Source organism: Sinomonas sp. ASV486, assembly GCF_030908215.1.
GTDB classification, from domain to species: domain Bacteria; phylum Actinomycetota; class Actinomycetes; order Actinomycetales; family Micrococcaceae; genus Sinomonas; species Sinomonas puerhi.
Window position 1 is genome coordinate 19,616 of the sequence record NZ_JAVFJK010000001.1, and the last position, 18,713, is coordinate 38,328.

Consider the following 18,713-nt stretch of genomic DNA (forward strand, 5'->3'; position numbering starts at 1 on the left):
ACCGGGCAGGGGAGCGGTCTCAGTTGCCGTTCTGCAGGTTCCGATCGGCAACGTACTGCGGCACCGTGCCGTTGGCCATCGCCGTGGCGAGGGCGTCCGTGGCCTCCTGGTTGAAGTTCACGATCGACTGCCCATCCGCGGACGTCCCGACCCCGGAGGTCGGAAGCGTGAAGCTCACGACGCTGGCTGGGCGGATGTCCTTCATCTCGAAGGCGAGCCCCGCGACTGCCTTCGAGTCGAGGCCGGTGTCCACCGTCACGAACGGCGAGAACTGGCTCACGATCTGGCTCACGGTGACCGGGTTCGCGAGCGTCTCCGGCTTGGCGATCTGCGCCATGAGGGCCTTGAGATATGTCTGCTGGTTCCGCACACGCTGGTAGTCGCCGTCGGCGAACGCGTACCGCTCGTGGACGAACGCGAAGGCGGTCTTCCCATCCATGTGCATCGGGCCTGCATCGAAGCGTAGGCCCGGGTTCTCGGCCATGGTCGAGGAGAACGGCCGCGTGACGTTCACCGTGACCCCGCCGACTGCGTCCGTGAGGCCCTTGAAGCCGTCGAATTCCATGAACGCGACGTGGTCGATGCGCTGGTGCAGGAGCGATTCGACGGTTTCGACCATGAGCGGGACCCCGCCGTACGCGAGCGCGGCATTGATCTTCGCCGTCCCGTGGCCGGGGATCGGCACCCAGAGGTCCCGCATGATCGAGACGACGTACGCGTTCTTGCGGTCCGCGGGGACGTGCACGAGCATCATCGTGTCCGAGCGCTGGTCCGACGCCTGGCCGGACTCGGCCTGATCGATTGTGGCGCCGCGGCTGTCCGAACCGACGAGCAGGATGTTGACGGGCGTCTTACCGTTCGCCGCAGGGGTCGCCGAGGGGCGGGTCGATTCCTGGGGGAAGGCCGTGGCGATCTTCCCGGTCTTCGAATCGAACGTCCCGGCCACATTCGCGAGGTAGACGATCGCGACGACGGCAGCGAGCACCACGACGCCTAGCGCGGAGAGGAGCACAATGAGCCCCGTTCGGCGTTTCGGTCGGCTCTGATCTTCGGATTCGGAGACTGTTCTAGTGGCCTCGTCCGGGGCCTGTCCAGGCAGCGTCACGGCACAGCCCCCTCCCTGTTTGGCGTCACGTTTGTGGATAGTATCAACATGACCCGTGTGCCATCGCCAGTATGTCGACGGACCGGAGGTCTGGTGCCACTACGTGGACGGCCAGCATCTGGGCGGCCAGCACCTGGACAGCCAGCCGGCCACGCCACGGGCCGAACCGGCATGGGGGACGAAGAGGGGACGCATGGCACGCATCTGGCGCAGGGCCCGCCGTGTCGCGGAGGTTGTCTCCGACGACGGCGAGCGCGCTGCAGTGCTCAACGTTGACACCACGCGGCCTATCGTCCTGACGGGCTCGGCCGCAAGGATCTGGTGCCTCGTGGACGGGCGGCGCACCGACGACCAGATCCATGCGGAACTCGGGTCTGACTACGGCGCCGAGCCAGGGACCGCGTTGGATGAGGAAATCGGACGCGAAGTCTCGCGCTTCCTCGCCGAGCTCGCCTCGCGCCGGCTCATCGAAGAGGGTCCCGCTGACGAAGGCCTCGCCGAGGACGCCTTCGGCGAGACGAATTCCCCCCGCCACCCCGTAGGACCAGACGCATGACGGCGCCGATGCGGCTCGAGCTGATCGGCGTGCCGGCCGTGGTCCACTGGGGCCGCGGGATCGGCGACGAGGACGCCGCACGGCTTGCGGCCGCCTGGTCGCGGTGCCATGCGGTGTTCGACGACTCCCCCGATCACGAGGCGCCCGACGACGACGCGCTCGACGACGACAACCCGCCCGAGGACAACGCGCTCGCGGCCGCCGCGGCCGGCAAGGACTCACCCGCGGAGAGTCCCGAGCCCGCCGATACGGGAGGGTTCAGCGTCCGGGCTGTGCTCGCCGTCGGCGGCGCGGCACCCGTGGCCGTCGAGGCCGCGACGGTCCCTGAGTTCGCCTCCTACCTCACCTCGAGCCTGACCGTCGCGGCGATCGAGGAACGTGCGGGCGAGCTCATGATGCTCCACGCCTCCGGCCTCGCGGAGCCCGGAACGGGCCGGACCGTCGCACTCGTGGCCCGCTCCGGCATGGGCAAGACCACGGCCACACGTCAGCTGGCGACCCGGTTCGGCTACGTGAGCGACGAGACCGTGGCGGTCGACCGCTCGGGCCGGATCCTCCCGTACCCCAAGCCCCTCTCCGTCATCGACGATCCTCCGCCCGCGCCGAAGGTCCAACGCGGGCCCGATGAGCTTGGGCTCGCCCCGGCACCCGCCGGGGCGACACTCGCCGGCGTCGTGCTCCTGGAACGGCAGGCGGGCCTCGAAGCTGCGGTCGTCGAGCCCGTGGGGCATGCGGACGCGATCACCGACCTCACGCCCCAGACGTCCGCGCTGGCAAGGATCGAGCGGCCCCTCGCCTGGCTGTGCGGGATCCTCGACGCGTGCGGCGGTGCGGTCCGGGTGCGCTACACCGAGGCCGAGCAGCTTGCCGCCGTCCTGCCGGATGTGATCTCACTCCCCGCGCTCGCGCCTTCATGGCGGGACGCGCACGACGGCGCGCTGGTCGCCTCGGGCGCGACGGTCCCGCCCCTCGCCAAGGCGTCCCCGGGTGGCGCCGCCGGCCCGGGTCCGGGACGGGTCCGCCGCCGTGAGGTCGTGGATGCGGTTGCGGTCCCCGGCGCCGACGGGGGAGCGGCAGAGGTGCTCGTGCTCGCCGGACCGACGCTCCTGCGCTTGGGCGGCATTGCACCGGCGGTGTGGGACGCCCTCGCGGGGACAACGGGGGGAGCGGGATTGACCCGCGCCGACCTCGCGGCTGCCCTCGAGGTCAGCATCGGACTCCCTGACGGCTACGAGCCGATCCTTGATGCCGCGTTGGCGGAGCTCAAGGCCAGCGGGCTCGTCGACGTCGTCCTGTGACGGGTGCTTTCGCCGGTCCAATATCGGCTCCGGTAGACTTGCGCCGATGATCTGTGCCCTGTGCGGGCCACGACGATGGGGAGCAACGAGCGTGGAACAAGAGCCCGAGGGCCGGCAGGACGGGAAATCGCTGACGTTGACGGATGGCCTTCGGCTCGTCCGGCGCTACTGGATCGGCATCATCGCCTTGGTGGCGCTCTCTACCGCCGTCGCGTTCGGATGGTACTCGATCCAGCCGAAGATGTACGCCGCCGACTCCAGCGGGATCGTCGTGGCAGGCGGCGCCGACAACCTCGGACTCTCCCTCGCGGGGGACAACCTGGCCAAGGCGAAGGTCAAGTCGTACAAGTCGGTCGCCGAGTCGCTCCTCGTGGCCAATCGTGTGGTCAAGGACCTCGGGCTCACCTCGGCCGGCGCGGCCATCTCCGGCGTGAGCGTGACGATTCCCGCCGACACCGCAGAGCTCCACGTCTCGGCGACCTCCACCGACCCCCAGATGGCGCAGAAGATCGCCGACGAGTGGGTCGTTGCCCTGGCCGCCCAGGTGCGCGAACTCGAGCAGGCCAGCTCGAGCTCACCGACGGCCGAGCCTGCCGTCCGCGTGGTTCCCCTCGCGAAGGCGTCCCTGCCCGGCGCCCCGGTCTCCCCGAACCTCAAACTCACCCTCGGCATCGGTGCCGCTGCCGGCCTGCTCCTCGGTCTGGGCTACGCACTGCTGCGCGGTTTCCTCGACCGTCGCATCCGTACGGCCAGCGAGGCGGAACGGACCGCTGGGCACCCTGTGATCGGAACCCTCCCGAACGATGCGCGTCTCGCCGAGGGCAGCCACATCCTCGATGCGCCCAGCACGGGCGCCCGCGGCAGCCACGCCATGGGGGAGGCATTGAGGGAGCTGCGGACCAACCTCCAGTTCATCGACGTGGACAATCCCCCGCGCATCCTCCTCGTGACGAGTTCCGTCCCCTCCGAGGGGAAGTCCACGGTGATCGGCAACCTCGCAGCCACGATGGCCTCGGCGGGCGAGAACGTCGTGGTGGTCGACGGCGACCTCCGCCGCCCGACCGTGCACGAGGTCTTCGGCGTGGTCCCTGGCGTCGGCCTCACCGACGTCCTCGCGGGCCGGGCCACGGTCGACGACGTCCTGCAGTCATACCCAGGCCACCCGAACCTGCGCGTCCTCGGCGCCGGCCGGATCCCGCCGAACCCCTCCGAGCTCCTCGGATCGCGCATGATGAGCAACCTGCTCACGCACCTCGCCGAGGATGCCGTGGTCCTCGTCGACGCACCGCCGCTGTTGCCCGTGACCGACGCCGCGGTGCTGTCCCGCTCGGCGGACGGCACGATCATCGTTGCCCGCGTCGGCAGGACGACGACGGACAGTCTCGAGCGCGCCGTCGGGAACCTCGAGCGGGTGCGGGGCAAGGTCCTCGGGATCATCCTCAACGGGGTGTCGACCAAGGGCCCCGAGTCCTACACGTACGGCTACTACGGGACGTACTCCGAGCATCAGCGCGGCCACGAGAAGATCCGCTCCAAGGGCAAGGTCAAGGTCAAGAAGCCGCGTCCCGCTTCCGCGCCCGCTGAGGTCGCCGTGCCGGCGCCCGCCTACGCGGCGGATCAGGTTCACGCGGCCCCTGCGGCGGACTTCCTCGAGCAGGCGGCCCCGGTGGGGGACTATCGTGCAGAGGATGCGCCCTCTGAGGACTACCGCGCCCAAGCCGGTCCCGTCGCGGAGTCCTTCGTGCCGGACTCATCCGGCGCACACCATGCGGTGGACGTCGAGGACGAGCCAGCAGCTCTTGCCATGCCGGTTCCGCTGCACGGCGCGCACACCAACGGCGAGGTTCGGGCCTTCCCGCCGCCGCAGCTCGTGGTCTCAGACTACGTGGGCCCCGACCAGCGAGCGTCGGACCACGGCGGGCAGGCGGACGGGCTTCCGTTCGGGAGCTCACCGGAGGCTGAGGCCCTTGGTGCCACGGACCTCGACGCAGCTGAGCCCGACGCAGTTGACCATGAAGCAGTCCGCCACGAAGCAGTCCATGGGGACGCTGTGCATGGGGACGAACCGCGCTTCGGCCCAGTGGACCACGACGCACGGGACGATGACGCCGTGCGTGGGGTGGCCGCAAAGCGCCAGGACCGTTCGCGCGGCTGGCTGCACTTCACCACGACACGGCCGCAGCCGATCATCTCAGCCACCCCCCTGAGCCTCTCTCTTGCCCCCGAGGGGCCCGAACTGCCGGCCGAGTCCTCGGCCCCCTCAGTGGCGGCTGCCCCGAAAGGCGAGGACGGGGGTACCGGCGTGGACCGAGAAGGGGCTGCGCTGGAGACGCCCGGGAAGGACGCTGAGTCGCGCGCAGACCTCCCCGCCGACGACACCGTCACGGACAACGCGGCCGAATCGCCCACTGAGGGAGAGCTCTGGCTGCCGGTGCAGGTCCGCGGGCGCCGGTCGGCGGGCTGAGCGGCACCTCCATCGCGGCGTCGGCCGGAGGATTCAGCCCCGCGCGACGAGGTCTGCGCGCCCGAAGATGACCTCGAGCGCGGGTACGAGCTCATCGGTCATCTGCGACCACACCTCGGGCCCCAGCCGATAGGGGTCGACGACGTCGTTCTCGCCCTCAGATGCGGGACTGTCAGCGCTCTTGGCCTCCCAGGCCCTCGCGACCAGATGACGCCACGCCCCGCGGGGCTCGCCGTCCTGGGCCAGAGCATGCTCGGACGGATCCACGGGCAGCGTCGCGACGAGCCGCGCGAACTCGCGGAGCGTGAACGTCCTCTTCAGCGCGGGATGCAGCCGCAGGATCGATGCTCGATGCCGCTCGGCGAGAATGAGGACCAGATCCGCCCGCGCGACCATCGACTCGGTGAGCTGCCGCGCGGTGAAGCCTTCGAGCGTCGAGCCGAATCTCGTCGCGATCGCCGCTGATTCCGGCTGGGCCGGTTCGCCGACGAGCGCGCGCGTCCCGGCGCTGTCGACGACGAAGTCTCCCGGCGCGATCTCGGCGAGGGCGTCACGCAGCACTGCCGCGGCGACAGGCGAGCGGCAGACGTTCCCAGTGCAGACCACCAGAATGCGGAACGGATCGTCGGTCATCCCGTCCAACGTAGCACCGCCGGAGGGCGCGGGGGCGCGCCGTCTCAGCGCGGTACCCCGATCCTGTCGAGCGGCCACACGCGGAAGATGACCTGCCCCACCACGGCCGATGCAGCCGCCGTCCGCACGCACGTGGCCGAGGCCCCGGAGCCCGCGGGGTTGGATCCAGTTGAGCCGGCATAGCGGCACTGGGCAGCCGAGTCCTCGGAGTTGGACCGATGGTCTCCCAGGAGCACGAGCTGTCCGGCCGGCACGAGAGTCTCGGGGAAGCAGCGCGGCGAGCGGGGCGCCGTCGTGCAGTCGAGGCGGCCCGGCCCGAACGGGAGGTCCTGGTACACATAGGGCTCATCGATCGGCTTGCCGTCGAGCAGGAGCCGGCCCTGGACGTCACAGCAGCTGATGCGCTGCCCGCCCACGGCCGCCACACGCTTGACGATGTAGTCCTCGTTGGACGGTCCGAGGCCCGTCAGGTCGCCGAACCCCCTCACGAGCGCCGAGAGAGGGTTTGCGGCCGGCGGGAGCGCGCCCGGCCAGCCGGGAGGGCGCACGACGGCGACGATGTCGCCCGGGCGCGGCGCGGCGCCTCCCACATAGGCGAGCCTGTTGACGAGGATGCGGTCCCCGCCCCACTGTTGGCTCTGCAGCGTCTGCTCCATCGATCCGGACGGGATGCGCCCGATCTTGACGACGAAGGCCTGCACGAGGCCGACCACAGTCAGGCCGACCGCGAGGTTGAGGATGATCGCTGCCCAGAGCGGGAGCGGCCGGCGTCGGGGGCGCGTCACCGGTTCAGGCTAGCAGCGCGCGCCATCGTGAATTCGCTTGACGCTCGGCAGGCGCTCCCATATTCTGAACGAACGGTCGGTAATTATTTCTTGAGGAGGAGACATGGCAGCTGCGACCTTGCAGTCCGTGCCCCAGTCCCAGCCTGGACAGGGTGATGAGGCCCCGTCCGCTGAGGACCTTGCGGGCCAGGCCTATTTTGATCGCATCATCGCGGAGGACTCGCGCATCGAGCCCCGCGACTGGATGCCTGCGGCCTACCGCAAGACGCTCGTGCGCCAGGTGTCCCAGCACGCGCACTCCGAGATCATCGGCATGCAGCCCGAGGCCAACTGGATCACCCGTGCCCCGAGCCTCAAGCGCAAGGCGATCCTCATGGCCAAGGTCCAGGACGAGGCCGGCCACGGCCTGTACCTCTATTCCGCGGCCGAGTCCCTCGGGACCCCGCGCGACGTGCTGAACCAGCAGCTTCTGGACGGCAAGGCCAAGTACTCGTCGATCTTCAACTACCCGGCCCGCACGTGGGCCGACATGGGGGCGATCGGCTGGCTCGTCGACGGCGCCGCGATCGCGAACCAGGTCCCGCTGTGCCGCGCTAGCTACGGCCCCTATGGACGCGCCATGGTGCGTGTCTGCAAGGAGGAGTCGTTCCACCAGCGCCAGGGCTTCGAGATCCTGCTCGAGCTCTCCAACGGCACCCCCGCCCAGAAGCAGATGGCCCAGGACGCCGTCGACCGCTTCTATGCCCCGGCCCTCATGATGTTCGGGCCGCCGGACGACACCTCGCCGAACTCGAAGCAGTCGATGGCCTGGAACATCAAGCGCTTCTCGAACGATGAGCTGCGCCAGCGCTTCGTCGGCATGATCGCCGAGCAGGTCAAGGTCCTCGGCCTCACCCTCCCTGACCCCGAGCTCCGCTACGACGAGGAGACGGGCAAGTGGATCCATGCCGACCTCAACTGGCAGGAGTTCAAGGACGTCATCGCGGGCAACGGCCCGTGCAACGCCCAGCGCATGGCTCGCCGCCGCGAGGCACACGAGAACGGCACGTGGGTCCGCGAGGCGGCCCGCGCATATGCAGACAAGACAGCGGAGAAGCGGGCCCAGCGCGCCGCAGCAGAGATCGGAGCAGCATAAGTGAGCGAGCAGACCAACATCTGGCCACTCTGGGAGGTCTTCGTGCGGTCGAGCCGCGGCCTCTCGCACGTCCATGCCGGATCCCTCCACGCCCCGGATGCAGCGATGGCGCTGCGCAACGCGCGTGACCTCTACACGCGCCGCAATGAGGGCGTGTCAATCTGGGTCGTCCCGTCGGACGCGATCGCATCCTCGGACCCCGACTCGAAGGGCGCCTACTTCGAGTCCCCGCAGGGCAAGGACTACCGCCACGCGACGTATTACACCAAGAGCGAGGGCGTGAAGCACCTGTGAGCCAGTCCTCTCCTGCACACCCTGCCACTGACCACTCCCTCGACTCCTTCGGAGACGCCGCAGCCTCGGCCACTCGCGTGACCCCGGGCAACGCGCTGCGCCCCGAGGACATCGCGATCGCGCCGGAGAAGCCCAGCGAGGAGGTCGCGCAGTACGCGCTGCGCCTGGGCGATGACGCCCTCATCCTCGCCCAGAGGCTCGGCCACTGGATCTCGCGCGCCCCGGAGCTCGAGGAGGACATTGCCCTCGGCAACATCGCGCTCGACACGCTCGGCCATGCGCGCTCGTTCCTCTCCTATGCGGGCCACGCATGGGGCAAGACGGAGGACGACCTCGCCTACTGGCGCGAGGAAGAGGAGTTCCGCTCCGCGTGGCTCGTCGAGCAGCCCAACGGCGATTTCGGCGTGACGATCGCCCGCCAGCTGGTCGTCTCGATCTTCCAGTACCTCCTCTACACGGAGCTGCTGGACTCGAGTGACAAGACGCTCGCCGCGATCGTTGCGAAGGCGATCAAAGAGGTCGACTACCACCGCGACCATGCGATCCAGTGGACCGTACGCCTCGGCGACGGGACCGAGGAGTCGCACCGGCGCATGCAGGCCGCGCTCGAGCTCGTCTGGCCATACGTCGATGAGCTGTTCGACGACGACGAGCTCATCGACGCCGTCGGCGACGCGGGCGTGCGCCCCTCGACCCTGCGAGAGACCTTCGACAAGCACCTCGCCGAGGTCCTCGACGAGGCCACCCTCACCCTCCCCAACGTCCCCCGCGCCACCGGCGGCGGCCGCCGCGGCGAGCACACCGAGCACCTCGGCTACATCCTCGCCGAGATGCAGGTCCTCGCGCGCAAGCACCCCGGGGCCACCTGGTAAGGCAGCAGGCAACCCACATGATCACCACCGATGACGAGGTCCGCGCGCTCGCGGCCACTGTGACCGACCCGGAGATCCCCGTGCTCTCGATCGCCGATCTCGGGATCCTCCGCGACGGCCGGATCGAGCCGGACGGCACCGTGCGACTCACCATCACCCCGACGTACTCGGGCTGCCCCGCGATGGACACGATCCGCGCGGACCTCGCCACGGTGTTCGCCGGGGCAGGGCACGACAAGGTCCAGGTCGACCTCGTGCTCTCGCCGGCGTGGACCACGGACTGGATGAGCGAAGAGGGGAAGGCGAAGCTCGAGGAGTACGGGATCGCCCCTCCGACGGGGAAGGCCCACGGCGGTCCCATCAAGCTCGGCCTGACCGTCAAGTGCCCCCAGTGCCACTCGCTCAACACCCGCGAGATGTCCCGCTTCGGCTCAACGTCCTGCAAGGCGCTCTATGTCTGCCAGGACTGCCACGAAACCTTCGACTACTTCAAGGTGCTCTAGATGACTGAACAGCTGAATGCGGCCGCAGAAGCAGCCGCAGAACCCGCGGACGCCAACGCCGTCGACGACGAGACGGGCGGGACCGAGGGGACCGCGCGCCGTCGTGCGTCCTTCCACACGCTCGAGGTGAGCGAGGTCCGAAGGCTCACCAACGACTCGATCGAGGTGACGTTCGCCGTCCCGCCCGTGCTCGCCGACGAGTACGACTACATCCCCGGCCAGTACGTGGCCCTCCGCGCCCAGCTTGCGGACCCCGCGGATGGAGGCGAGGGCACGCCGCGTGAGGTCCGCCGCTCGTACTCGATCTGCGCCGCTCCGCAGCGCTTCGACGACGGGTCCAGCGAGATCAAGGTCGCGATCAAGCGTGACCTCGGGGGCGTCTTCTCGACGTGGGCCAACGAGAGCCTCGAGGCTGGCGCGACCCTCGACGTCATGAGCCCCGCCGGCGCGTTCATCTCGAAGCACAGGATGACGGGCCTGAACGATCCGAGCAGCATCGACACCGAGGCCGAGCACACGTTCGTGGCCGTCGCCGCCGGTTCGGGCATCACGCCGATCATGGCGATCGCCCGCACCGTCCTGGCTGCGAACGAGAACGTCCGCTTCGACCTCGTCTACGCGAACAAGGCCGCGATGGACGTCATGTTCGTCGAGGAGCTCGCCGACATCAAGGACCGCTACCCCTCGCGGTTCGCCCTGCACCACGTCCTCTCGCGCGAGCAGCGCATCTCGCCCCTGCTCTCGGGCCGGGTCGACGCCGAGAAGCTCACCACGCTGCTCAACACCGTGATCCACGCCGACGACGTCGACGAGTGGTTCCTGTGCGGTCCGTTCGAGCTCGTCCAGCTCGTCCGGGACACGCTCTCCGGGCGCGGCGTCGAGCCCGAGAAGGTCCGGTATGAGCTGTTCACGACCGGAACGCCGACCAACCTCGAGGGCAACATCGGCCGGCCGGTGGTCGAGGACCCGAGTGGGAAGAACTTCGAGATCGAGTTCCGGCTCGACGGGCTGTCCGGCTCTGTGAAGTCCCCGGTTTCCGCGAACGAGACGATCCTCAACGCGGCACTGCGCGTGCGCCCTGACGTTCCGTTCGCGTGCGCCGGCGGCGTCTGCGGAACGTGCCGCGCGAAGCTCGTCACGGGCACCGTGGACATGGCGGAGAACTACGCGCTCGAGGCGGATGAGGTCGAGCGCGGCTTCGTCCTGACGTGCCAGTCCCGCCCGACCTCGGACTGCGTGTCCGTGGACTTCGACGCGTAGGAGCCTGAATGATCACCCTGTCCATCGCCGACGGCGTCGCCGAGGTTATCCTCGACGCGCCCGCGAAGCTCAACTCCCTGGACGAGGCCGCGCTCGCCGAGCTCTCGGCCGCGTACGACGACGCCGCTGCCGCAGCCTCCCGCGGTGAGGTGCGGGCGCTTCTCCTGCGCGGCGAGGGGCGCGCGTTCTGCGCCGGCCGCGACATCTCCGGCGTGAACCCGGCCGACGACGACGTGCTCGGCTACCTCGGCGGGCTCGTGACGCCGCTCATGCAGAAGATGGCAGCCTTCCCGGCGCCCACCTTCGCCGCGGCGCAGGGGGCGACGCTCGGCGTGGGCCTCGGCCTCCTGCTCGCGACGGACGTCGTGTACGTCGCGGAGAACGCCAAGATCGGCTCGCCGTTCGCGAATCTCGGAGCGACGCTCGACTCGGGTGGCCACTGGTACTTCACCGAACGCCTGGGCATGCACCGGGCCCTCGACCTCGTGTACACGGCCGAGCTCATGAGCGGCGCCGATGCCGTGCGGTCCGGGATGTTCTCCCGGGCCTTCCCTGCCGAGGAACTGCTTGGGCGGGCCCGCGCGATCGTCGCCGGAGTGGCCGGGGGCGCGACTGGCGCGTTCATGGCGTCGAAGGAGCTCGTCGCGCAGATCCGCGACCGAAGGCTCGGGCTGTGGGAGTCCATGGACTCCGAGAACAAGGCGCAGGCCTCCCTCTGCGCCTCCGAGGACTACGCCGAGGGCTTCAAGGCCTTCCAGGAGAAGCGCAAGCCGGTGTTCTCCGGGCGCTGACGCGCGCCAGAGACCCCGCAACGACGCGCCAGAGACCCCGCAACGACGCGCCAGAGACCCCGCAACGACGCGCCAAAGACCCCGCAACGTTGTGGGGTCTCTGGCGGTGGATTGTGGGGTCTCTGGCGGTGGATTGTGGGGTCTCTGGCCGTTTTACGGGTTCCCTCAATTTCCGGAGAGATAGGCGCGCACGCTCGCGTGGTTCATGGCTGTCGCGGCCCCTTCAGCGGAGGGGCACTCGGCGCTGATCGACACGGCGGACTTCGCCGACGGCACGGCGCGTACGGCCAGACGGACGTACGTGACCGTGCCGTCGGTGTGTGCCACCCGGAGATCGGCTCCGGCCATGTCCACGAGGGGGCCGCTGAGCGAGTCGAGGGTCGTCACGACCGTCAAGTCCTGTGCGGTGACGCTCACCCGTGCCGCGGAACTCCGGCGCGACTCGACGGCGCCCGCGAGGGCCGCGCGTGTTGCCGCGGTCTCCGAGTCCGGACCGGATAGCGCCGGCGACGTGGGCACGGAGGAGGGGGCCGGCGTCGTGCGTCCTGCCGACGCGCTCGGCACCGGGCGCAACGGCCCGACGCCGAACGTGAGGAGGCAGGAGTCTGATGCGGACGCGTAAGTCAGCGAGTCGGCGGCCGCGGTGAGCATGTAGTCGGCGCCCGGTTCGGCGTGCCAGACCGGCGGTACCGTCAGCGGGAGAGCATCGGAGAGCCCATATGCGGTGACGGGTACGGCCGGCGCGGACGACGCCGCGGGGCTGGCTCCCGCGGATGGCGTCGGCTCGGTCGCGGGCGGCCGCGAGGACGGCGCCATGAAGAGTCCCGCGACAGCCACGATCACCCCGACGCCCACGAGGACGCACGCGGCCATGAGGAGCCACACCCATGGTGGGCGCCGAGTCGCGGCCCCGCTGTCGGTCGCCATCGGCCCTCCTCACGCGTGCGTGCCTGATCCAACCATCCCACGCCGGGCGCCAGCTCGACGTCCCCCGCGGGCACAGGTAGCGTGGGGCTGTCCGGCCGGCCGCCGCCAGCCGTGGCGAGCAGTGACCCTTGACGCGACCCCACAGGAGTCCCACCGTGTCCGCCACACGCTCTTCCTTCCAGCCATCCTCCCGCAGGCACGTCGCCGGCTCGCGTCCGGAGCCTGAGTCGAACGTCGAGCTGAACCCACTGTTCAGCCGGGCCGGAGAGGCCACCGAGTTCCCGCGGTTCACGCTTCCCGAGGGGGAGAGCCTCCCCGGCACGGCGTACCAGGTAGTCCACGACGACGCGATGCTCGACGGCAATGCCCGGCTCAACCTCGCGACCTTCGTGGGCACGTGGATGGAGCCAGAGGCTGCTCGGCTCTACGCCGAGACCGTCGACAAGAACATGATCGACAAGGACGAGTACCCCAAGACGGCCGAGATCGAGCACCGCTGCTGGCGCATGCTCGCAGACCTCTGGAATGCCCCCGATCCGGCGCACGCCGTCGGCACGTCCACGATCGGCTCGTCCGAGGCGTCCATGCTCGCTGGGCTCGCGCTCAAGCGCCGCTGGCAGCACGCCCGGCGGGCCGCCGGCAAGCCCTCGGACAGGCCCAACCTGGTGATGAGCTCTGCCGTCCAGGTGTGCTGGGAGAAGTTCTGCAACTACTGGGATGTCGAGCCGCGTTACGTGCCCATCTCACAGGAGCACCGGGTCCTCGACGGGTACGGGCTCTCCGAGTACGTCGATGAGAACACGATCGGCGTCGTCGCGATCATGGGCGTCACGTACACGGGCATGTACGAGCCGATCGCCGAGATCTCGCAGGCCCTCGACGAGATCCAGGCCTCCACGGGGCTCGATATCCCGATCCACGTGGACGGTGCCTCAGGCGCCATGATCGCGCCCTTCCTCACGCCCGAGCTCGTGTGGGACTTCCGCCTGCCGCGCGTCGCCTCGATCAACACGTCGGGCCACAAGTACGGACTCGTGTACCCGGGCCTCGGGTGGGTCGTGTGGCGGGACTCGTCGGCGTTGCCGGACGATCTCGTGTTCCACGTGAGCTACCTCGGCGGCGACATGCCCACGTTCGCGCTCAACTTCTCGCGGCCCGGGGCCCAGGTGCTCCTGCAGTACTACCTGTTCCTGCGGCTCGGATTCGAGGGCTACCGGGCCGTGCACGCGGCGTCCCGCGACGTCGCCGAGTACCTCGCCCGCGAGATCGGCGCCATGGATGCGTTCGAGCTGTGGAACGACGGCTCCGACATCCCGGTCTTCGCGTGGAGCCTCCGGCCCGAGCGCCAGGACACATGGAACCTGCACCACCTCTCGGACCGGTTGCGCATGAACGGGTGGCTCGTTCCGGCGTATCCCATGCCGGACGGGCTCGCCGACCTCACCGTGCAGCGGATCGTGGTACGCAACGGCTTCACGCGCGATCTGGCCTCGAGCTTCCTCGACGACCTGCGCTCTGCCGTGGCCTTCCTCGACGCCGCCGAAACTCCATTCCCGGACCCGGGCCACTCGGGCGCCTTCCACCACTGACCCGGCCGTCCCGAGTCGTTTCGGGTACGGATCCGAGCAGGTCAGCGCGTGTCGAGGTCTTCGAAGATGAGGAAGGTCTGCGTGTCCAGAACTCCGGGCATGTCCTGCAGCTGGTCGAAGACCACGCGGCGCAGGTCGGTGTTGTCCAGGGCGCGGACCAGGATGATGACGTCGAAGTCCCCGCCGACGAGCGCAATGTGCTGCACCTCGGGGATGGTCCGCAGGCGTTCGCGCAGCTCGCGCCAGGACTGCTGGCGCACCTTGAGCGTCACGTAGGCGCTTGACCGCAGCCCCGCCTTGAGCGGATCGACGAGCGTCGTGTACTTCGTGATGACCCCGTCCGCCTGGAGCCGCGCGATCCGGTTGTAGGCGTGGGCGCGGGAGACGTGCACGTTCTCCGCAATGGTCGTGACAGACCGCCGCGCGTCCGCGGTGAGCTGGGCAAGGATCGCGCGGTCGACGTCGTCGAGCGGCTTCGGCTCGGCAGGTCGCCGGGGAGCCTCCTGACTCGCGTGCAGATCGTCCATGGAACCTCCTGTGATCCACGTCATGGTGACTGGATGTCTACGAAATCGACTCTCTCAGCACCACTCCTCCATGATCTACCCTCCTTGCGCATACGAATAGCCACCGAAGCGGATACTTGAGGAAAGTCCGGCGTCGTACCAAGGAGGAGCCATGACCGTCCCAACCGAGGCACAGGAGGCCATCCGCAGCTTCGGGATCAGCATCGAGGACTACATGCTCCCGGTGCACGGCCGCGTGCCCCAGATCCAGATTCTCGACGAGCACGGTACCCTCCGCCCCGAGGATGAGCGCGGCTCGGCCCCCGGCCACGAGTACCCGATCCCAGCCGCGGGCGAGCTCCTCGAGGCGTACCGCCGGCTCGTGATCGGCCGCCGCGTCAATGACCAGAACTCCGCGCTCGTGCGCCAGGGCCGCATGGCCGTCTATCCCTCCAGCCATGGCCAGGAGGCCTGCCAGGTCGCCGCCGCGCTGTGCCTCGCGGACGGCGACTGGATGTTCCCCACCTACCGCGACTCGGTCGCCGTCATGACCCGCGGCGTGGACCCCGTGGAGACCATGACGCTGTTCCGCGGCGACTGGCACGGTGGCTACGACTGCCACGAGCACAAGGTGGGCATCCAGTCCACGCCGCTGACCACCCAGCTGCTGCACGCCGTGGGCGTCGCGCACGCCGCGAAGCTGCGCGGTGAGGACACCGTAGTCCTGGCGATGTGCGGCGATGGCGCAACCAGCGAGGGTGACTTCCATGAGGCCCTCAACTTCGCAGCGGTCTTCAACCTGCCCGTGGTCTTCTTCGTCCAGAACAACCAGTACGCGATCTCCGTGCCGCTCGCGCACCAGACCGCCGCGCCGTCGCTCGCCCACAAGGCGGTCGGCTACGGCATGGCGGGGGAGCGCGTGGACGGGAACGACGCCGTTGCCCTCCTCGCCGTCCTCGACCGAGCCGTGCGCCTGGCACGCGCCGGCTCGGGGCCCCTCCTCGTCGAGGCCTACACGTACCGGATGCAGGCCCACACCAACGCCGACGACGCGACCCGCTACCGCAACGACGCCGAGGTCCAAGCCTGGGCGGCCAAGGACCCGCTCGTGCGGATGCGCGAGTACCTGCGCGCGGTGGGCGCCCTCACGGAGGCGACCGAGGCCTCCTTCGCCGCGGACGCCGAGGACGTGGCACGCCAGCTCCGCGACGGCTTGGGCGCCGACACGGACGTGGATCCCCAGGACCTCTTCCGCTTCGTCTACACCGAACCGACCCCCCAGCTGCGCGAGCAGGCGGCCCAGCTGGCCGACGAGCTTTCCCGAGAGGAGCGCTGAGCATGAGCACGGTTGCTGAGGCCGCGCAGGCCCGAGCCACTGCGACGGCGGGCCCCGAGGCCCTCACCTTCGCCAAGGCACTGACCACCGCGATGGCGGACGCCCTGCGCACGGATGCGAACGTCGTCGTGTTCGGCGAGGACGTCGGCACGCTCGGCGGGGTCTTCCGCATCACCGACGGCCTGCAGAAGGAATTCGGGGCCGAGCGCTGCTTCGACACGCCGCTGGCCGAGTCAGGGATTGCGGGGATGGCCCTCGGCATGGCCATGAACGGGCTCCGCCCCGTGATCGAGATGCAGTTCGACGCCTTCGCCTACCCCGCCTTCGAGCAGATCGCCAGCCACATCGCGAAGATGCACAACCGCACTCGGGGCGCGGTCCGGCTCCCACTCGTGATCCGCATCCCGTATGCCGGCGGGATCGGCGGCGTTGAGCACCACTGCGACTCGTCCGAGGCGTACTACGCCCACACCCCGGGTCTCAAGGTCTTCGCGCCCGCCACCGTCCCGGACGCCTACCGGATGCTCCGCGAGGCCATTGCGAGCGACGATCCCGTCGTGTTCCTCGAGCCCAAGAAGCTCTACTGGTCCAAGGACCTCGTGGACCTCGAGGCGCTCCGCGCTGAGTTCGCGGCAGGTCCCGGGCACGGCGGCGCGCGGCGGCTGAGCGTCGATGGCGCAGCCGTCGTTGCCCGCGCCGGAACCGACGCGACGCTCATCGCGTACGGGCCGAGCGTCCCGACCGCCCTGGCTGCGGCCGAGGCGGCCGCGGCCGAGGGCCGCTCGGTCGAGGTCATCGACGTGCGCACGATCGTCCCGTTCGACGACGAGACCGTGTGCGCCTCCGTGCGCAAGACCGGGCGCGCCGTCGTGGTCGCGGAGGCAGCGGGCTTCGCCTCTGTCGCGTCCGAGATCGTGGCGCGAGTCCAGGAGCGCTGCTTCCACTCGCTCGCCGCGCCCGTGCGGCGCGTGACGGGGTTCGACATCCCGTTCCCGCCGCCCAAGCTCGAGCACTACTACCTGCCGAGCGTGGACCGCATCCTCGACGCCCTCGACGACCTGCAGTGGGAGGACTGACATGCCAACGACAGTGACTGCGCACGGCACCGCCGCGCAGAAGACGTTCCTGCTGCCCGACCTCGGGGAGGGCCTCACCGAGGCTGAACTCGTGCGCTGGCTTGTGGCCGTGGGGGACACCGTGGCCGTGGACCAGCCGATCGCCGAGGTCGAGACGGCCAAGGCGATTGTCGAGGTCCCGACCCCGTTCGGAGGCACCGTTGCCGTGCTGCACGGCGAGCCGGGATCGACGCTCGACGTCGGCGCGCCCCTCATCACCGTCGCCGAGGTCACCCCCTCTGGTGCCGAGGTCACCTCTGGTGGTGCTGAGGTCACCCCTGGTGGCGCTGAGGTCACGCCCTCTGGCGCCGAGGTCACGCCGTCCCCCGATGAGATCTATCGCACCGAAGAGCGAGCCGGTTCGCGGGGGCGTCCTGAAGACTCCGGCTCCGGCAACGTCCTCATCGGCTACGGCACCGCGGGGGGAACGGTAGGCGGCCGCACCCGGCGACGCAAGGGGGCCCCGCCGTCGTCCGCCACGCCTGCCGCGGAACCATCGCGCACGACGGCGCCGGGCCGGGCCGTGCGGGTCGTCTCGCCGATCGTCCGCAAGCTCGCCGCGGACCTGGGCATCACGCTCGGATCGATTTCCGGATCAGGCCCCGATGGGCTCATCATGCGCCGTGACGTCGAGTCCGCCGGGGTGACTTCGGCACCGCAGGGGGTGACTTCACCTCAGCAGGCGGTGACTTCGGCACCGCAGGGGGTGACTTCACCTCCGCAGGGGGTGACTTCGGCGACACACGGGGTGACTTCGGCGCCACAGGGGGTGACCTCGGCGGGGGAGACGGACGCGAAGACGGGCCTCGGCATCGCCTCCCGCACCCCCGTCACGGGCGTCCGCAAGGCCGTGGCGCAGGCCATGGTCCGCTCCCGCACGGAGATCCCGGAGGCCACGGTCTGGGTCGACGCCGACGCGACGGAACTCGTGAAGCTCCGCAGCGACCTCAAACGCCGCGACCCGGACACCACGCCGAGCCTCCTCGCATTCATCGCCCGGTTCGTGCTCGCGGGCCTCGTGAAGTACCCCGAGCTCAACACCCGACTCGAGGAGACGGCAGAGGGCGCGCAGGAGATCGTCCGGTTCGATGGCATCAATCTGGGCTTCGCGGCCCAGACCGACCGGGGCCTCATGGTCCCCGCCATCCGCGGCGCCCACCGCCTGAGCGCACGCCAGATCGACGCCGAGCTCCGCCGCCTCACCGGTCTGGCAAGGGACGGCAAGGCATCTCCGGCAGACCTCACGGGCGGAACGTTCACACTCAACAACTACGGCGTGTTCGGCGTGGACGGCAGTGCCGCAATCATCAACCACCCCGAGGCCGCGATCCTCGGAATCGGCCGGATCATCGACCGGCCCTGGGCCGTGGACGGCGAGCTCGCGGTCCGGAAGGTCGTGCAGCTCACGCTCGTGTTCGACCACCGCGTGTGCGACGGTGGGACGGCGGGCGGATTCCTCCGCTTCGTCGCCGACGCGGTCGAGCAGCCCGGCAGCGTCCTCGCGGACCTGTAGGGTGCATGGCAGAATCGGGGACAACCCTGAG

Annotated in this window: 17 protein-coding genes and 1 pseudogene; 13 read left to right on the forward strand and 5 right to left on the reverse strand. The window is 69.7% G+C overall.

Features of this window, described 5'->3' with window-relative positions:
* Positions 1-19: 19 nt before the first annotated feature.
* The gene (locus tag RBS60_RS00070) at positions 20-1,012 is read right to left on the reverse strand and encodes an LCP family protein (protein WP_307955479.1); all 993 of its coding nucleotides are present in this window, start codon (positions 1,010-1,012) and stop codon (positions 20-22) included.
* A 286-nt stretch (positions 1,013-1,298) separates the two neighbouring features.
* Between RBS60_RS00070 and RBS60_RS00075 the strand changes: the two genes are divergently transcribed.
* The 3 genes from RBS60_RS00075 (at position 1,299) to RBS60_RS00085 (ending at position 5,423) form a co-directional block, all read left to right on the forward strand.
* Positions 1,299-1,661, forward strand: a complete 363-nt coding sequence (locus RBS60_RS00075) for a PqqD family protein (protein WP_307955480.1) — start codon at positions 1,299-1,301, stop codon at positions 1,659-1,661.
* Complete coding sequence (locus RBS60_RS00080; RefSeq protein WP_307955481.1) at positions 1,658-2,959, forward strand: hypothetical protein; 1,302 nt, start codon at positions 1,658-1,660, stop codon at positions 2,957-2,959. Before RBS60_RS00075 ends, RBS60_RS00080 begins: the two co-directional genes overlap by 4 nt.
* Before the next feature lie 91 nt (positions 2,960-3,050).
* Positions 3,051-5,423: a polysaccharide biosynthesis tyrosine autokinase gene (locus RBS60_RS00085; protein WP_307955482.1), complete on the forward strand. Its 2,373-nt coding sequence runs from the start codon at positions 3,051-3,053 to the stop codon at positions 5,421-5,423.
* A gap of 33 nt (positions 5,424-5,456) precedes the next feature.
* Here RBS60_RS00085 and RBS60_RS00090 read toward each other — a convergent pair whose 3' ends face one another.
* Both RBS60_RS00090 and lepB read right to left on the reverse strand, forming a co-directional pair.
* Entirely contained in the window at positions 5,457-6,056 is a 600-nt protein-coding gene (locus RBS60_RS00090) for a low molecular weight phosphatase family protein (RefSeq protein WP_307955483.1), read from the reverse strand.
* A 44-nt stretch (positions 6,057-6,100) separates the two neighbouring features.
* Positions 6,101-6,841 (reverse strand): signal peptidase I, encoded by a 741-nt coding sequence (lepB, locus tag RBS60_RS00095; RefSeq protein WP_307955484.1) that lies wholly within the window; start codon positions 6,839-6,841, stop codon positions 6,101-6,103.
* Positions 6,842-6,944: 103 nt separating this feature from the next.
* On the opposite strand from lepB, the gene paaA reads away from it, so the two are divergent.
* From paaA to RBS60_RS00125, 6 genes and pseudogenes are all read left to right on the forward strand, one after another.
* On the forward strand, positions 6,945-7,976 hold the full coding sequence (paaA, locus tag RBS60_RS00100) for a 1,2-phenylacetyl-CoA epoxidase subunit PaaA (RefSeq protein WP_307955485.1): 1,032 nt from the start codon (positions 6,945-6,947) through the stop codon (positions 7,974-7,976).
* Positions 7,915-8,270: pseudogene (paaB, locus tag RBS60_RS00105) on the forward strand (1,2-phenylacetyl-CoA epoxidase subunit PaaB). The gene paaA and the pseudogene paaB overlap by 62 nt, the downstream one beginning before the upstream one ends.
* Complete coding sequence (paaC, locus tag RBS60_RS00110; protein ID WP_307955487.1) at positions 8,267-9,142, forward strand: 1,2-phenylacetyl-CoA epoxidase subunit PaaC; 876 nt, start codon at positions 8,267-8,269, stop codon at positions 9,140-9,142. The pseudogene paaB and the gene paaC overlap by 4 nt, the downstream one beginning before the upstream one ends.
* 17 nt (positions 9,143-9,159) lie before the next feature.
* Positions 9,160-9,645 carry a 1,2-phenylacetyl-CoA epoxidase subunit PaaD gene (gene paaD, locus RBS60_RS00115; RefSeq protein WP_307955488.1) on the forward strand — a complete coding sequence of 162 codons (486 nt, stop codon included), beginning with the start codon at positions 9,160-9,162 and terminating at the stop codon, positions 9,643-9,645.
* Positions 9,646-10,905 (forward strand): 1,2-phenylacetyl-CoA epoxidase subunit PaaE, encoded by a 1,260-nt coding sequence (gene paaE, locus RBS60_RS00120; RefSeq protein WP_307955489.1) that lies wholly within the window; start codon positions 9,646-9,648, stop codon positions 10,903-10,905.
* A gap of 8 nt (positions 10,906-10,913) precedes the next feature.
* Positions 10,914-11,696: an enoyl-CoA hydratase/isomerase family protein gene (locus RBS60_RS00125; protein ID WP_307955490.1), complete on the forward strand. Its 783-nt coding sequence runs from the start codon at positions 10,914-10,916 to the stop codon at positions 11,694-11,696.
* Positions 11,697-11,861: 165 nt separating this feature from the next.
* On the opposite strand, the gene RBS60_RS00130 is transcribed toward RBS60_RS00125, so the two are convergent.
* Complete coding sequence (locus RBS60_RS00130; protein WP_307955491.1) at positions 11,862-12,623, reverse strand: hypothetical protein; 762 nt, start codon at positions 12,621-12,623, stop codon at positions 11,862-11,864.
* Positions 12,624-12,778: 155 nt separating this feature from the next.
* Here RBS60_RS00130 and RBS60_RS00135 point away from each other — a divergent pair, with 155 nt between their 5' ends.
* Complete coding sequence (locus RBS60_RS00135) at positions 12,779-14,212, forward strand: glutamate decarboxylase (RefSeq protein WP_374049182.1); 1,434 nt, start codon at positions 12,779-12,781, stop codon at positions 14,210-14,212.
* Between the two features lie 41 nt (positions 14,213-14,253).
* On the opposite strand, the gene RBS60_RS00140 is transcribed toward RBS60_RS00135, so the two are convergent.
* Entirely contained in the window at positions 14,254-14,739 is a 486-nt protein-coding gene (locus RBS60_RS00140; protein WP_307955492.1) for an Lrp/AsnC family transcriptional regulator, read from the reverse strand.
* Between the two features lie 151 nt (positions 14,740-14,890).
* Between RBS60_RS00140 and pdhA the strand changes: the two genes are divergently transcribed.
* Genes pdhA through RBS60_RS00155 form a run of 3 tightly spaced genes read left to right on the forward strand, consistent with a single transcriptional unit; the run spans position 14,891 to position 18,682 of the window.
* Positions 14,891-16,054 (forward strand): pyruvate dehydrogenase (acetyl-transferring) E1 component subunit alpha, encoded by a 1,164-nt coding sequence (gene pdhA / locus RBS60_RS00145; RefSeq protein WP_307955493.1) that lies wholly within the window; start codon positions 14,891-14,893, stop codon positions 16,052-16,054.
* A gap of 2 nt (positions 16,055-16,056) precedes the next feature.
* Entirely contained in the window at positions 16,057-17,130 is a 1,074-nt protein-coding gene (locus tag RBS60_RS00150) for an alpha-ketoacid dehydrogenase subunit beta (protein ID WP_307955494.1), read from the forward strand.
* A gap of 1 nt (position 17,131) precedes the next feature.
* Positions 17,132-18,682: a dihydrolipoamide acetyltransferase family protein gene (locus RBS60_RS00155; protein ID WP_307955495.1), complete on the forward strand. Its 1,551-nt coding sequence runs from the start codon at positions 17,132-17,134 to the stop codon at positions 18,680-18,682.
* Positions 18,683-18,713: the final 31 nt, after the last annotated feature.